The 14679-nt window shown below is 39.2% G+C and carries 17 protein-coding genes; 4 read left to right on the top strand and 13 right to left on the bottom strand.

What is annotated here, in order from left to right:
- Positions 1-185: 185 nt before the first annotated feature.
- Both AC6ER8_RS01690 and AC6ER8_RS01685 read right to left on the bottom strand, forming a co-directional pair.
- On the bottom strand, positions 186-389 hold the full coding sequence (locus AC6ER8_RS01690; protein ID WP_497078817.1) for a hypothetical protein: 204 nt from the start codon (positions 387-389) through the stop codon (positions 186-188).
- Entirely contained in the window at positions 361-489 is a 129-nt protein-coding gene (locus AC6ER8_RS01685; protein ID WP_497078815.1) for a hypothetical protein, read from the bottom strand. The genes AC6ER8_RS01690 and AC6ER8_RS01685 overlap by 29 nt, the downstream gene beginning before the upstream one ends.
- Positions 490-1110: 621 nt before the next feature.
- Here AC6ER8_RS01685 and AC6ER8_RS01680 point away from each other — a divergent pair.
- Both AC6ER8_RS01680 and AC6ER8_RS01675 read left to right on the top strand, forming a co-directional pair.
- Positions 1111-1668 (top strand): NADPH-dependent FMN reductase, encoded by a 558-nt coding sequence (locus AC6ER8_RS01680; protein ID WP_497078813.1) that lies wholly within the window; start codon positions 1111-1113, stop codon positions 1666-1668.
- A gap of 38 nt (positions 1669-1706) precedes the next feature.
- The gene (locus AC6ER8_RS01675; RefSeq protein ID WP_497078811.1) at positions 1707-2222 is read left to right on the top strand and encodes a Rossmann-fold NAD(P)-binding domain-containing protein; all 516 of its coding nucleotides are present in this window, start codon (positions 1707-1709) and stop codon (positions 2220-2222) included.
- A gap of 1884 nt (positions 2223-4106) precedes the next feature.
- Here the strand turns inward: AC6ER8_RS01675 and AC6ER8_RS01670 are convergent.
- The 9 genes from AC6ER8_RS01670 to AC6ER8_RS01630 all read right to left on the bottom strand — a co-directional run bounded on the left by AC6ER8_RS01670 (position 4107) and on the right by AC6ER8_RS01630 (position 10516).
- On the bottom strand, positions 4107-4355 hold the full coding sequence (locus AC6ER8_RS01670) for a hypothetical protein (RefSeq protein ID WP_497078809.1): 249 nt from the start codon (positions 4353-4355) through the stop codon (positions 4107-4109).
- A 265-nt stretch (positions 4356-4620) separates the two neighbouring features.
- Positions 4621-5769 (bottom strand): DUF6990 domain-containing protein, encoded by a 1149-nt coding sequence (locus AC6ER8_RS01665; protein WP_497078807.1) that lies wholly within the window; start codon positions 5767-5769, stop codon positions 4621-4623.
- A gap of 13 nt (positions 5770-5782) precedes the next feature.
- Positions 5783-6145, bottom strand: coding sequence for a hypothetical protein (locus AC6ER8_RS01660; protein WP_497078805.1), 363 nt, complete (start codon positions 6143-6145; stop codon positions 5783-5785).
- A gap of 305 nt (positions 6146-6450) precedes the next feature.
- Positions 6451-6819, bottom strand: a complete 369-nt coding sequence (locus AC6ER8_RS01655) for a hypothetical protein (protein WP_497078803.1) — start codon at positions 6817-6819, stop codon at positions 6451-6453.
- 861 nt (positions 6820-7680) lie between these two features.
- Positions 7681-7860 carry a hypothetical protein gene (locus tag AC6ER8_RS01650; RefSeq protein ID WP_497078802.1) on the bottom strand — a complete coding sequence of 60 codons (180 nt, stop codon included), beginning with the start codon at positions 7858-7860 and terminating at the stop codon, positions 7681-7683.
- Positions 7861-8603: 743 nt separating this feature from the next.
- Positions 8604-8801, bottom strand: coding sequence for a hypothetical protein (locus AC6ER8_RS01645; protein ID WP_497078800.1), 198 nt, complete (start codon positions 8799-8801; stop codon positions 8604-8606).
- Positions 8791-9381, bottom strand: a complete 591-nt coding sequence (locus AC6ER8_RS01640) for a hypothetical protein (protein WP_497078798.1) — start codon at positions 9379-9381, stop codon at positions 8791-8793. The genes AC6ER8_RS01645 and AC6ER8_RS01640 overlap by 11 nt, the downstream gene beginning before the upstream one ends.
- Positions 9382-9439: 58 nt before the next feature.
- Positions 9440-9979, bottom strand: coding sequence for a hypothetical protein (locus AC6ER8_RS01635; protein WP_497074842.1), 540 nt, complete (start codon positions 9977-9979; stop codon positions 9440-9442).
- 9 nt (positions 9980-9988) lie between these two features.
- On the bottom strand, positions 9989-10516 hold the full coding sequence (locus AC6ER8_RS01630) for a hypothetical protein (RefSeq protein ID WP_497078796.1): 528 nt from the start codon (positions 10514-10516) through the stop codon (positions 9989-9991).
- A 677-nt stretch (positions 10517-11193) separates the two neighbouring features.
- Here AC6ER8_RS01630 and AC6ER8_RS01625 point away from each other — a divergent pair.
- A complete protein-coding gene (locus AC6ER8_RS01625; protein ID WP_497078794.1) occupies positions 11194-11478 on the top strand; it encodes a hypothetical protein in 285 nt (94 codons plus the stop codon).
- 218 nt (positions 11479-11696) lie between these two features.
- Here AC6ER8_RS01625 and AC6ER8_RS01620 read toward each other — a convergent pair whose 3' ends face one another.
- The gene (locus tag AC6ER8_RS01620; RefSeq protein WP_497078792.1) at positions 11697-11861 is read right to left on the bottom strand and encodes a hypothetical protein; all 165 of its coding nucleotides are present in this window, start codon (positions 11859-11861) and stop codon (positions 11697-11699) included.
- A gap of 9 nt (positions 11862-11870) precedes the next feature.
- Positions 11871-12296, bottom strand: coding sequence for a hypothetical protein (locus AC6ER8_RS01615; RefSeq protein WP_497078790.1), 426 nt, complete (start codon positions 12294-12296; stop codon positions 11871-11873).
- A gap of 1701 nt (positions 12297-13997) precedes the next feature.
- Here AC6ER8_RS01615 and AC6ER8_RS01610 point away from each other — a divergent pair.
- A complete protein-coding gene (locus tag AC6ER8_RS01610) occupies positions 13998-14597 on the top strand; it encodes a hypothetical protein (protein ID WP_497078789.1) in 600 nt (199 codons plus the stop codon).
- The last annotated feature ends 82 nt before the right edge of the window (positions 14598-14679 follow it).

The raw sequence follows: 14679 nt of genomic DNA, 5'->3' as shown, positions 1-14679 counted from the left end.
ATCTCTGAAACTGGAATACAGCCTAGGGAATGAAGCTCATAAAAGAAACAACCAATATCCCCAAAAAACAATATCCAATCTGCTATCTCTTTTTCTGCTACTTTTTAATGCAGTTTTACGACTTTCAAAAGCATCTAGAGCCATATATTGCGTGACAATTATGCCTTACCTCACACTTTTATTGATCACGTATCTTTTATGCAATGATGTCCTCCACAGACAGCCTCACCTCTAAAGACACGGATAAGCCTCACCACCACCACGCCCCCTCTCCACACCACCATGGATAACCTCACCCCTAAAGACGAGCCTACACGGACCTTCCTCTGCGGTAGCCTATCCGCACCACCACGAAGCTCCTTATCCGCCCCCCCTATCCACATCGCCACAACTCGCCGTATCCGCCTCCCTATCCATATCCCATGCCTCCCTACCGGCATTGTCACAGACAGCCATACCTGCCTTTACGATAAACCTCACCACCACCACGAAAACAACCTTTTGGAAATATTCATGAAAAGATATTCTTTTCCCATTTATTCTTTTCTCAAAAATTTCCCCCTAACCCCATTTTATGACAGACAAAAAAGAAATTGAGGCGCTCTAAAAAGATTTGCAATAAAAAAATCTTAAAAACACGCTTATTCAGCTTAAAAAAGGTCAAGGGTCATTCAAAAGAAGGCTCTTCTATTTTTCAAGATTTTTACAAACCAATAACAGAGCACCTTGTAAGACCACTGTTCTTTTTGAACTCAAAAGTTTTTAAACTCTAAAGTTTCAGCCTTCACGACAAGCCCTCAAACACCACCACCACAAAAAAACATCCCTACAAGCCTTTTAAAGCATAACCCGGCGCGCCCTATAGCCAGCCCTCAGAAACCCTTCCAAGTTTTAGGTATTGTTTTATCAACAATCTTGTTAGTATCTATTGATTCTATGATCCCGCAGATATAATCGATCCTGGCAATTATTATAGCAGATATTATAGCAAAGCGTGTTGATAAGCGTCATTCATTATGACGAACAATATCACTGACAATCCTTCTATAAATTTTGCGTATCTTTCTTAAGTCTTGCGTGAAATTTATCGAAAACAAAAGGAGAATTCTGTTGAATATAGCGATTATTTTGGGGTCTGTGCGTCAACCTTCCTTCACAAGAACGCTCGCTCATTATTTAGCTGATTGCCTTGCAAAGCGGGGGGCCTCACTTCAGTGGATTGATTTGCGTGAACACCCCTTGCCGATAGCAGATCCAGATTATCATCATCAAGTTGAGAATCATCCAAGCGCAGCAGTCCGTCAGTTTATAAACACCATTGCAGCAGCAGATGGCATTATTCTTGCCAGTCCCCTTTATCAAGGCTCATATTCGGGGGTTTTAAAAAATGCTCTTGATCATTTACCATCGAATGCCTTTTTCCATAAACCAGTGGGTCTCATTTCTCATGGGAGTAGTACCAAAAAATGTGCACAACCGTGTGAACATTTACTTTTAGTGGTGCAAACGCTTTATGGTTATGCACTCCAATGCCAAATTGCTTCTTCTAATGAAGATTTTGCCTTAAATGATGAAGGAAATACTTGGCAAGTGATCAGTAAAGAGGTACAAACACGTTGTGAACGGCTTTCTGATGAAATGTGCACATTTTTAAAGCAACACGTTTAAAGTAAAGAGGTAGGATTTAACACAAAGGGGCGGGGAGCATGAGACAACATAACGCACGCTATCGTTATTTAATCTTAGGGGGAACGGGGATGCTTGCTCCTTTGTGTCAATCACTAAAGCCCCAAGAAGCCATTATTGCAACACGCTTTCTTTCGCAAAAAGTCCAGCTTGAGGCACGCCAAAAAAAACAGTTATGCGTATTCTTGGATTATGATTGTGCGTCTTCACGGAGCAAATTTTTAGCAGCCATGAAACAATGGTGTGATCTAAAATATTGCATATTTTGGCTTCATTCATCCGCGCATGCATTTTCTTGCGCATTAATTGAACAATTGGCTCTTTTGCCTAAACCACCGTGTATTCTTCATGTTTTTGTTTCCAACACGCATGATCAAATGATAACGGAGTGCGCCCGCAAAAATAAGATTGATTTCATCCCCATTCATTTAGAACAAAAAACAATATCAAAAGGTGCGCGCTGTCTGCCGCATCAAAAAATAAGCCAACAGATCCTAGACATCATAAAAAATCATATGAAAAAACAAACCTTATGATCAATCCCTGCTTTTTCTTTACAAATAAACAAACACTTCTCTATCCATACCCCTCTTAAAACCCCACCTTTCTTACACCCGTCATGTTCTTACACACTTCCACGCCTTTGCTTTTACAGCCCCACCCTTTTACGATTCTGCTTATCTGCAAAAAACAGTAGAGAAGTGATAACCAGGCTATTGATTAGCATCTGTCTTCCTCAGTTTTCCCCACCATTTCAACCTTTACGCACTTTACAGCTCAATCTTGGATGCCCCTTATACTACTCTCTTCTTCCGACCGTCCTTCACGACAACCCTCACACCCCACGCCTTTACAGTTTCACATTTTTACGATTTTGCTTATTTAAAGAAAACTGTAAACCTCCAGTAACCATCCCCAGCCTATTGATCTCATCTCCTTCCAACAAAGGAAGACGTCATTTGTGATAGGAAAAAAGGAGCCCCTCTATGCATGCCTTAAAGCCATGAAGCAACCGTATGACCTAAAATGATACCTTCTATGACTTGAGAATCCTAACCGCGCTTTTTCTAACGCTGCATCTCATTGCCGCAAACCTAGTAATGGGATCGTCATGCTCTAAACCCCACGTCCTTACAGTTCTACGTTTTTACGATTGCGCTTATTTACAGAAAGCTGTAGAATCTCAGTAACCATCCCCAACCTATTGATCTCATCCTCTTCAAACAAAGATACCCATGAAATGAAAAAACACCGTAGTGCACTATCCCCCTATGCATGCCTTAAAGCCATGAAGCAATGGCATAATTTTAAATCATGTCCTTATAAGCACGACACGTACTTTTTCTAACGCTGCATCTCATTGCCGCAGACCTAGTAATGGGATCATCATGCTCCACACCCCACGCCTTTACAGTTATATGCTTTTACGATTATACTTATTTGCAGAAAACTGTAAACCTCCAGTAACCATCCCCAGCCTATTGATCTCATCCCCTTCCAACAAAGGCAGACGTCATTTGTGATAGGAAAAAAGGAGCCCCCCTATGCATGCCTTAAAGTCATAAAACAACGGTATGATCTAAAATGATGCCTTCTATGGCGTGGAAATCCTAACCGCGCTTTTTCAACGCTGCATCTCATTGCCGCGTGACCTTATAATAGGAGATCAAACGCTTAATAAAAGAAATATACAGTGCCACAATGGGAGTATTAAGAAAAAATCCAAAAGCCCTCTGAACAAAAGCCATCAAAACGATCGTAGAAGCTGCCGCTATCTCGTAATGCATTTTCTTCCCTTTCTTTTATCAATCGCCCCTCCTTTATCAATCAATTGATTGGAGTACTTCAGTTACTTTTTCCAATTGCTGAATCTTCTTTTTCAACCGAGATGTTAAAATTTCACGAAGGATCACGATAACAGGAACCATTGCCAAAAGACATGCCGATAAAACAACAAAGGAAAAAAGAAAATATTCATAGAGATAAATTTCTTCTCATCGATCTCAACATTCACACCTTTATAAAAAGTCATATAGACTTTAAAAATCATAAGGATGCGCGAGAGGCATGAAAGAATGAGCGAGAAACATGCATGGATGACATAATCTTTAGTGGAAAAAAGAGAGCCATTTTTTAAACGAATAAGAACTTATTTCTGTCTCCAGGGTTAAATTTTGCTGCACACTTTCTTGAAGACTTTTTTTAGAAAAATAAAAACGCTGCGGCTGTTCTTTTATCAAACGTCTTTGTTTTTTCACTTTTAAAATAAGCCTCAAACGCTTGCTTAGACAATAATAAGGCGCCACAATAACCCTATTGACAAAAAGAGCAAAAACCGTCACAGCCTCGAGAAAAAACAGCCAAACGGCAGAAACAAAATAAAAAGGGTAATAACCTCACGTTTCATGGCGATCATCGCATCAACTGATTTGTGACAGCTTTGTTTCTTCTTCCCGTTTTTCCTGTGTTTTTTTCAATTTACGCTCTTTGAAACTACGCAGCCCCCAAAGGATCGGAAGAGGGGTTAAAAGACAAAACCAAATCAACACCGGTAAGAGAAAAATAAGAGAACCCATTCCCTCCCATCTGGCCCATTCCTCTGGCTCTATCAGAGATTTTGCGCCCGCAGGAACTTCTAAAGCTATCATGATAAGGCCCGCGTAAAACATTGTGTATCCCCCCCTGAAAAAAAACCTGCAAAACCCCGTGCAAAATATTGTGCAAAACATGATAAACAAGCGGCGCCCGATCATTTTGCACCACTCTCCCCCTTTACGGCTTGCCCCTGAAAACACCGTAGTTTTTTTGCATGAAAAGAAAGACTCTTCAAATATTGCGTTTTTCTGCTGCATTAATCCCCTCTGCTTTTTTTATTTTTACGCGCTCTTTTACGCTTTAAGCTTTTGTTAAAGTTATCTAAACTTTTTATTTTTTTCAATAGTTTATTTCATTAATCCCAATTTTTACATCCATATACTCTAATTGCCCATCCTTGATGTAAAGAATATGGGGACGCGTTTTTTTTCCATCAACCTCACAAATCGTGTCCTTTTCGTAAACCGTATAGCCCTGTTGCCTTAATTCTTCTCTTTTTTCCTCGATCAAATTTTCGTAAACAAACCGCCTTCTATTGCACAAATCGGGATCTGTAGCTTTGAAATAGTCATAGCTCTCCACCTCTAGAAAATAGGTTTTTGCTGTCTGTTTCAGCAAATCGTAACTGGGTTGCTTTGCCTTTTCTACCGCTTTAGCAATGGCTATCGCGTGTTCCAGATGCTCTTTTTTAATGCTTGTCTCAAAACCCAGCTCCTCACCTTCTATAAAGCTTTTGTGATAGGAGTCTAAAGTTTCAACATCCCCCAACAAGGCTAAAGCCGCAAGATAGCGCAATGAATAAGGTGTTAACTGCGGGACCGAAATTTTGTTTTCCCAAGGAAGGATGCGATATTGAGAGCGAAGCATGTTGCCAAGATCAACCTCGCCCATGGCCTTGTCTAAGGCTTTCTCAAGCGCAGAGCGTAAACGCGAGGCACTCACCTTTTCTTCAAAAATTTCCAATCCCTTCAGATCAAAACTCAACTCAAGAGCAATCAAACCTCCAGAGTTATAAGGGTCTATCGTTTGGCAAGCCGCCGCATGGATACCAGAGACCACCGCAATTGCACAATCAAATTGCGGATAGCCCTTTTTAGCATTATAAAGAAACTGCACTTCACGGTCTGGTAAAAAGAAGGTGGCCAAATGATCCCCTTTTCTCGTCATTTCCACCCTTCCCCCCAAACTTTTTAACAGTGCCGTTGCACTTTCCATGGTGAGAATTTCCTCATCTAAAACTTGAGAAAAATCTTTGTGTTCTTCTTCCGCAGATGATGCTTTCATCATCGGGGTTTCCTCACTGGATGGCTCAAGGCTGCTCGGTTGTTTACGCACGCGCTTTAATTCTTTGATCACTTGGCAATACAGTTTCACCCGCTTGAAAGTAGAATAATACAAGGCCCAAATAAACATCATGACCACAGCAGAAAGCAGTGTGAAGAACGTCAAGCCCACACCCCATGAAAATATGACAAGGATATCTTTCATTTTCCCCTTCCCCTTAGAGCTTGTTTTGTTGATAAGGAGCCGCTATCGGCTGCCCCATTGCTTGCTCTAACTGCTCGATCTTTTTTTTCAACAAATGCGTAAAAATAATACGGACCACAAAAGCAATAGGGATCAAGATAAAAGTTAAATCTAATATAAGCAGCATGAAAAAGAAGAGAAAAGCCATGACACCCGCTTCCCCTTCTGTCAGCTTCCACCCCAGCAACGCCGGTACAAAAAGACCTGTTCTCACAGCAGCAAGAGTCAAAGTAATGCAAAAGATAACTTTATAATTTTTGCGTGTTAGAAACGCTTCTTCCAAAGAAAAAGACCGTATTTTCCTACCCAATGGTGCATTTTTTCCATTACCCCGCATTTTTTACCCCTCATTTGTTTAAAACTTTAAAGCCATTTTCATGGAATAAAAGCTTTTATCCGCACAATCAATGTTTGTTTTAGATCAACACCTCACGATCAAATGCTTTTAGACCAAGTGCTTTTAGATCCATTTATTTTCAACCAAGCGCTTTTAAACCAATTGCCTTGTCTTTGTCCCCGCTTTTATGGAAGAGAGCATCTTTTCCCTTCACATCAAACAGCACCCCCATAACAGCACCCCGATAACGCATAAAAAGACATAAAACCCCGTATATTCATATTTCCCTCTCCTTTACGCGCTTTTTATTCATAAGGAACTTTTCTCCACTTACCCATTGCTTGCTCCAATTGCTCGATCTTTTTTTTCAACAAATGCGTAAAAATAACACGGACCACAAAGGCAATAGGGATCAAAATAAAAAGAAGCACAGATATAAGACCCAATATCAATGTAACAATGAAGAGGCTATAATTCCACCACCCCGTCAAATCCCACTCAAATAACACAACAAGTATCATTTTAAAAACCTCAAGAATAAAGGCAAGGCAGAAGATGACTTTATAATTTTTACGTGTCAGAAACGCTTCTTCCAAAGAAAAAGCCCGCGGTTTCCACTCCGCTATTGAATGTTTCCCCCTCTCTGATATTGAACTCCCCCCATTGTGCCTCATTTTTTATCCCTCGTTTGTTTAAAGTTTTAAAGCCATTTTTATGAAATAAAAACTTTTGTCCCGCACAATCAATGCTTGTTTTATACCCATTCCGCATGATCAAGTGCGTTTTAGATCACTTTCTTTTAGAGCACTTCCTTTTAGAGCAGGCGCTTGTCTTACCCCATCTTTTATGGGAGAGAACATCTTTTCCCTTAACGTCACAGATTATATCTTCTCTCCACATCATATATCTCTCTTGATATATCGCACTTTTTTTCATGCTTGCTTTTGTCTCCTCACCCCATTTTTATAAAAGACCTTTTGTCTTACATATGTGTCAATCTCTAGCTCTCAAGTTCTAAGTGCTTTTTATTCCCCCGGTGATAAGCTTTTTTCATAAGCTGCTTTCAAAAAGAAAAATAAACCGATTGAAAAAATCGTCACTGGATCGTTTTATCTTTATGACGGTCTACCCCCTCACCAAAGCACGGTCAAAATGCATTCAATGCTTTTTTTAACCCACTCACCTTCTCGTCAAAGCTTTTATCATCAGAGCGCTTTAACATCCCCCTCCATGTAAAAGCCCATAAGATAACGCAGCCCATAAAAAGAAAACAGAGAGATCACAATATCCTTTTGCCAAGAGAATATCCGCTCTTACAAGAAAATGTCTCCCTCTCACAAGCCCAAAACATTGCGAAGATCAACATTTTCTCTCACCGTTAACATCTCCCTACTTAAAACCTGCGAGGGCTTTGCCTTTCCTGCAAAAGTTTTTATCCCTTTTGCCTTAAAATTAAATTATAGAGTAAGAAACGCCCTAAAATGAGAACCATCTATCGCCTATCAAGTGATAGCATAGATAAGACCACCACAATTCTATTGATCAAGTTGCACACAATCTTTTTTATCCAGATAGAGAAACTTGCCCCACACAGTCTGGTCAAAAGAAAGGAGCATCCCCTTTTTCCAGCAAAAGTTTCCACCCTCCACCCAAAGTTTTTTAACAGTGCCATTGGTCTTTTCATAGATCAATATATTCTCATCAAAAACGGACATTTTTAGCTCACCTTTGTCCTGGGCTTTTACCGCATGCGCTTTTGAAAAAATGGACTCTTCTTTCCTCTTACTCACCGCAGCATCTTGTACTTTGAGTCTGAAGTTATGGATTTTTTTATTCTTTTATCGCTTGGTAAAATTCTTTTTTTCTCAAAAGAAAAATAAGTCTCTTCTTAAAGAAAAAACCAAAAATGATGGCTAAAACGATACCCCCAAATACGCTCAAGCACTTTACTTCTCCCCCATATCCATTGATGCAACCACAGCAACTTTTCTTAAAAACATTCTGCTTAGATAAAAGCATAAAAACACACCAACCCCCATGTGCCCTTCATGAATATACCAAAGGCCACCCATTTCACTGCTCTCTTACGCACAAGTCAAAGCCCACTTCTTCACTTTTCTCTCTCATTTTCATGAATAAGAATGAGTGGGGCTTTTTTCTGTTCAATTTCTTCTTCCAGTTGTAGGATCATTTTCTTCAATTGACGATTTACAATAAAAAGAAGAATAAAAACAATTTGTTAAGAATAAAAAAGCACAGGCAAGAATCCAAGCCAATGGCTCTAATACAGCCGCAGAAAAAAGTCTTTCCTTCTCCATACCTTAACGATAATCGTTATAATTGTCGGCAATGTTACCATGACAGTTGAAAAATAGAATATTCTTTTATAGTCGGCCCAAGTAAGCGAAAACCCAAGTAAGCGAAAGCTTTTTTATCTCAAAGAGCGAAGGGGTTTTTTTCATTTTTGGGTAATCTGTTTTAAGGCGCTATCGCGTTCATGCAGCACACATTTCAGTTCTTTTTTCACGCGACAATAGAGCCTTGCACGCTTGATAAACAGATAATAAATGGTAAAAATCGGCACCCATATTAAAACACTTAAAAACGTAAAAAACAGAAAAGAAAAGGCTGTTAATGTTATCAGACTACTGGTCATTTAGTCCCCCCTGCTCTTTTTGATTTCGCGCATTTTTCATACGGATTGCCTGATCGCGCTGTTCTATTGCTTCATCTAATTGTTGAAGCATTTTCTTTAATTTTCGCGTTAATTTTATGCCCATTATGGCAATGATCGGAAAAATAAGAAAAATCCCTAGCCATATAAGGCTATAAATAATGCTCATCCTTGAAAACGGCGTTATAACGCTGATCACATGATATTTCCACCATACTAATTTTGCGATAGAAAAAGCAAATTGTAGAAGAGAAATAAGAATAAAGATACAAAGGATTATCTTACATTCTTTTGGATAAAGAGGCAGAGATTCTTTGAAATTAAGCAAGCGTATCTTGGCATCCAAGGTTTCACGCACAAGATTTTGTCTTTTCATTTCTTCCGGATCATTACGCAATTGTTGTATGGTACCCTTTTGTTGCGTTGTACTCTTTTTCAATTCTTGCGCAAGCTTAAAGGACAAGCCCATATGCTTGACCAACAGGTAAGGAAGCCTGATCATGACCATCAACATTAAAATGACAATAATGATGCCCCCTAAAACAGCCAAATATTCTATCATAACGCTCTCTTTGTCCCCTAATCATTTGGATATGAAATCATCATTTTTATTCTTCTTCTCAAACCAATGTTTCTAATCTCTTGACTGTTTTTTTCACGCCATAATGAAGGAAACTATGGAGAATTAAAATGACCGGTAAAGTGAAGACACTAAAAAGCAAAATAAGCGCAAACGGCAGCCCACCAATAGCAAGAAAAGCCAATGCACCATTCTGTGGAACCGTGGTATATTTTGTAAGAAGAGATAACAACAGCGCACCACATGCGAAAAGAGCAATCACAATGAAAGTTATCCAAGAGATTATTTTATACTCTTTTCTTGAGAGGAACAAAGATTCTTTAAAAGAAAGGGCATTAAACTGTGTTGCAAGAACGATATTGGCCCCCCTGTTCTCTGCCTGATAATGGCGCAAATTCTGCGTTGCACTTTTTTTGAGTTTTCGCCGCATCTTCCATAACAAGATTGTCCGTTTTATCAAAGAAAAATAAAGTGCCAAAATAACCTTCACGGTAGAAAAGAGCACCATGACCCATGCGGCATAAATAAAGAGACCTATCCCGAAGGAGATCAATAATAAAATTATTAAAAAATTGCTCACTTTTCCCCCCTATCGTATTTTGTCAAGAGATTGCTTGCCGGAGTGTTGTTTCTCTGAAACTGTTTCCCATTGCAGCATCATTTCCTTCACATCCCGTTTCAATATGGCGTAAAAGAAAGAAAAGAGTGGAAAGAGCACCAAAAGCCCCCCTAAAATGACCTGCGGTAAAAAACAGAAAAAAGCCCAAACACTGTTCCACCCAACATTACGAAGAAATTCGATCGCAGGATTGTTTTGAAAGGACCGCATAAGACTTTCTTGCATCAGCTCTTCAAAACTTTGTTGCTTCATTGCTTGCAGCTGTTCTTTGGATATAAAGTAAAAAGAATCCCAAACCTTCATATAGACAGTCGCCGCAACAATCACCAACAAAAGGATAGCCAAGCCACAAATGATGACATAATCTTTTGTTGAAAAAAACATTCCTTTTTTGAAAGCGGACAATTGATCCAACATTGACTGTGAGATAGTAGGCTGTGAGATAAAAGCCTTATTTCCCTCATGGGCAGATTGGCTTTGTGTTTTATCTTTGATCATATGAATACCCCCCACTTAATTAAAACGCCCGTAAAATACCCGCCTGTCATATTTGATAACACGCAAACCAGCGCGACGAAATCGCTTAGCATTCTTTTCACCATGAAGCAAGCGCTAATAATCCCTTGAAATATTTTCTTAAATTCTTCAACACGTTCAAAACCCTTTCACGCTGACAAGCGACAAGGTGCCCCCCTTTCCCCCTCAAGGTCGATGACATGAACCTCAAGGAACTGGAGGCTTTTTACATCATCCATAACAGCCTAAAAGTTTTTAAATAAAAAACATCTCCTGCATAAAATATCATGCATCAAATTGTACCGGTTCACCTTCCCCAAACCGTATGAGATAACCCCGATCATTTTCAACAATGCCGGTTTACCCTCACCCAATCCTTTAAAGAGACAGCATCAAGACATAAAAAGAAGAGTAAGGAAACGAAAAAAACATCCCCAGAACAAACAGCCCCCCATCACAAAAGCCCCTTGCATTGTTACCATTCCACACACCAAAATTGCGCCACCAACAAAGCTTTGACTTCAAAGCTTTGGCCTCCGCCCTTCCCCATGGAACAGAGGCTCTCCATACCGCTCTCATACGTCTCAAAAACCACCCTCTCCTGCTTTTCTCAAAACAGATCGGATCTGCCGCTCCCACCCCCTTTGCTGATGAGTTGGATGCCATTCCGCACACCAAAATTGCACCCCCAACAAATCTTTGACCACAAAGCTTTGGCCTCCGCCCTTCCCCATGGAACAGAGGCTCTCCACACCGCTCTCATAGTCTGGACACCACCCTCTCCTGCTTTTCTCAAAGCAGATCGCTATTCCATACCTCTTTGCTTATGGTTTTTACTGGGATTTATGATTACCGCATCTCCAAGGCATCTCAAAGGAGCAATGGATGAACGGCGACAGAAGGCTTCTATAAGCAAGATAGGGCCTGAAGGTTTACCCCCATAGGCCCCACTAACCATAGGCCCCACTAAAAAACATCTTATGTGGAAAATAAAGACATCTCATGAAACAAATATAAGAGAGGCTTATATCTCAGTGTCTTAAACGATACCTCTTTCCAACATATGTTTTACAGTATTTAAAGCATATGTTTTATGGCACAAGTTTTACTGCGCAGGGGATTTTCCCGCACATTTACCACACAGTAGAAATTTGATTTTATATTACCTTTCAAGCTCTTCTCTCAATTTCTGATCTAAGCTGTAATAGGCTTTTACCCGTTTGTAAAAAAAGTAATAAACACCCACAAGAACCATACTGTTTAAAACAGCAATGATAATAAGTCCAAAAAAAGCAAGAATGCCTAATAATATTGTAAAAGCAATCATTTATTCCCCCTATTTTGTTTGTGTACGAACAAGTTCATCTTGCTGGTTCGGTGTTTTTTCCAAATTTTGGATTATTTTTTTTAAACGACGATCCAATAGGAAGTGCAAGACCAAAATGATCGGTAAAAATATGATCGAAAGTTCCCAAATAAAAGTTGGTAAGAACAGAATAAAATCTGTAAAACTATCTCCCCCGCCATAAATGCCGCCAGCAAACAAATACAAGATTGACATTGGCAAATAGGCTATACGAAAAGCACCTAAGATTAACAAAACGATAGAGATACAAAAAATGATTTTATAATCTCTTATACAAAGCACCATAGATTTTTTTAAGGAAAAGAGCTGCGATTTTTTATCGGAATCTAAATGAGATATAGTCTCTGTATCTTTCTGCATCTGCGCAGATTGGTGTTGTGAATTATCTGTTGTCATGCCAGCATTACCCCGCTTTCTTATTTAAAAACTGCCCATCTTAAAAGGCGCGCTTAAAGCGCCTCTTGTCTTTCACATATCACTCATGTATTAGAAAAAAAATTCCCCCATAAAATCATATGCTTGTTACACAAACAAAAGGCTACCCCAAAATGCATAGCCCCTCTTTGCACTGCCCCCTTTACCTTGATAAATCAACCAAATACGATTCACATCCAAATACAATGCACCTGGAGACCTGAGGCACCTGGAGACCTGAGCTACTTTTAGCATTATAGAAACCTATAGTAATCTTTACAAAAATTTTCAACCTATTCTTTAAATTTTTTTAATAAAAAATAAATATATTATCTCTTAACCGAAATTCTCCCGCCTTGATACCTTCCTTTCCCCCTATCAAAATAACTGCTGTTGAGAGAAAATCTCTTTGACTTTAGATGACATTTCAGCCTCTTTTCGTTTTGCCTCTTTATCATGAATAAGATCCATAAAAACAGCAACAGAGTTTTTATTTTCTATATTTTATTCTCTATAAAGGATAGATAAAGAAAGATTCCAAACCAGATCACCAAACAACATCACCGACCAGATCATTAACCCTATCACCAACCAGATCAGCCTGACCGCTTCCCCTTTATTTTAAGCCAACACACGATATTTTATTTGAAAATAAAGCCTATCTTATGTTACAATAAGGAAAGTGGATAAATTTGTTTTTTACAGCTCTTAACCACGAAACATGCAGATAAAATACCACGCAGCGCCTGCAGATAAAGTCCTTTTATAAAGGGATAAAATCCTCTATAAAGGAGAGAGGTTATAAAGGAAAAGTTATAAAAGAGAGTAACATGCTGAACAGTCTGATGTGGAGCAGACTTCTTGCTCCAGCACGTAAGAATGAAGAATAAGACAACAAAATAAGAAGAAAAACAAGACAACAGGGAAAAAAGAGAAAAGAAGAAAAAACAAGAATAAAGTTCCCCTACAAAAATATCCTCCTACAAGAGCATTCAAGAATACCCCCCAAATAACCCCTAAGAACAAAACAATATCTTTTCAAAGGAGAAGTAAAAATCAAAGGAGAAATTGAAAAATTTCTACAAAGTACGCGTAAAAAAGGCGCGTAAAAAAGGGTGCGTATAAATAAAGCCTAATGCTCCATAATCTCCCCTAATCATTCCTTCTAATAGTTTCCCCAATAACTCTATGAAAAAAAACACCACAAAAGATAAGGAAAGCTCCATGAAACTTTATTTTTTACATTTGACAAACATTTCTTTTCACTTTTTCCAGCAAGGTTTGAGAAATTTTTAGAAAGCGAATAATTGGCAATCAATAAAAAGTAAGCAGAATAGAGGAAAAATAATTCCAGATAACATCAAAAAAAGGGGGGCTTCTTAAAAAATGTTTTTTTACTCCACAGCGTTGCTGTTCCCGACAACCTTCCACTTCCCGATAACGTTACACGTCCCATAACCTTCTACTTGCCGATAACGTTTCACTTCCCATAATATTTCACCTCATTGTGCTTAAAGACTTCATTTATTTTTTGCTCTGCAACGGCTTACATCCCCCCCAGTACTTTCTCCTCCCTAGTATGCTTCCCCAGTATTGTTCCCCCTAATATTTTCTTCAGTGCTTTTTACATTCCCTGTCCCCCAACAACAGACAGTTTATTTTTCATTCAAATGGTTTAAGTTCATGAAAATAAGTAAAAAACGCGGTAGACCGAAAATAACAGGTAAACTTAGAGAACCCAATGGCCGTATTTCGCGTGCCAAAAGCCCTCGCAACTCTGCGTCTCAATCAGCCCATCAATCAGCTATTGAAATGCGTGCAAAACACTTTGGTTTAAGCTTCGAAGAAGCCAAAAACCCGCTTGTGGGAACCTATATTGGGCGTCTTTGTTTGCTTGGTTATAAAGAAGATTCATCCGGTATCAGTAAAGAGCAATATGACACAGCACAACAATACTTACAAATCAGAAACGACTATTTATGTGCCAAAGGTTTACCAAACGGCTATTATGACGGCTTTAAGCACAGTAGCTGTGATGAGAAAGCCAAAAAGCAATGGGTTGAAAGAGCAACACAACACTATGAAGAGATGCAAGCAGCAATTAAGGAAGCTCAGTATCAGCATCGTCAACACAACTTTCATGCGGCATTACAATATCTTGTGATAGAAGATCAACCCCTGCCAACGCTTGTTGGTTCACTGCGCATTATTCTTGATGCCCTTTATAAACATTTTGACTGTTCTAACAAAAAGAGCCTTTCTAACAAAAAGAAGCTTCGCTAAAAACACGCACTGTCCCCCCCCTTTCAAAGGCTAGAACATCTCAAAACCACACCCGTAAACAAACAAATCTAGACACTTGAGT

Source organism: Bartonella sp. SL320 (assembly GCF_059687635.1).
This window is presented reverse-complemented; position numbering and strand designations above follow the sequence as displayed.

Excerpts from the sequence above, each read along its gene's own strand:
- AC6ER8_RS01675 (WP_497078811.1), top strand. The coding sequence starts at position 1,707 with ATGAGACAACATAACGCACGCTATCGTTATTTAATCTTAGGGGGAACG.
- AC6ER8_RS01670 (WP_497078809.1), bottom strand. The coding sequence starts at position 4,355 with ATGTTTTACGCGGGCCTTATCATGATAGCTTTAGAAGTTCCTGCGGGC.
- AC6ER8_RS01665 (WP_497078807.1), bottom strand. The coding sequence starts at position 5,769 with ATGAAAGATATCCTTGTCATATTTTCATGGGGTGTGGGCTTGACGTTC.
- AC6ER8_RS01660 (WP_497078805.1), bottom strand. The coding sequence starts at position 6,145 with ATGCGGGGTAATGGAAAAAATGCACCATTGGGTAGGAAAATACGGTCT.
- AC6ER8_RS01655 (WP_497078803.1), bottom strand. The coding sequence starts at position 6,819 with ATGAGGCACAATGGGGGGAGTTCAATATCAGAGAGGGGGAAACATTCA.
- AC6ER8_RS01650 (WP_497078802.1), bottom strand. The coding sequence starts at position 7,860 with ATGTCCGTTTTTGATGAGAATATATTGATCTATGAAAAGACCAATGGC.
- AC6ER8_RS01645 (WP_497078800.1), bottom strand. The coding sequence starts at position 8,801 with ATGACCAGTAGTCTGATAACATTAACAGCCTTTTCTTTTCTGTTTTTT.
- AC6ER8_RS01640 (WP_497078798.1), bottom strand. The coding sequence starts at position 9,381 with ATGATAGAATATTTGGCTGTTTTAGGGGGCATCATTATTGTCATTTTA.
- AC6ER8_RS01630 (WP_497078796.1), bottom strand. The coding sequence starts at position 10,516 with ATGATCAAAGATAAAACACAAAGCCAATCTGCCCATGAGGGAAATAAG.
- AC6ER8_RS01625 (WP_497078794.1), top strand. The coding sequence starts at position 11,194 with ATGCCATTCCGCACACCAAAATTGCACCCCCAACAAATCTTTGACCAC.
- AC6ER8_RS01620 (WP_497078792.1), bottom strand. The coding sequence starts at position 11,861 with ATGATTGCTTTTACAATATTATTAGGCATTCTTGCTTTTTTTGGACTT.
- AC6ER8_RS01615 (WP_497078790.1), bottom strand. The coding sequence starts at position 12,296 with ATGACAACAGATAATTCACAACACCAATCTGCGCAGATGCAGAAAGAT.
- AC6ER8_RS01610 (WP_497078789.1), top strand. The coding sequence starts at position 13,998 with ATGAAAATAAGTAAAAAACGCGGTAGACCGAAAATAACAGGTAAACTT.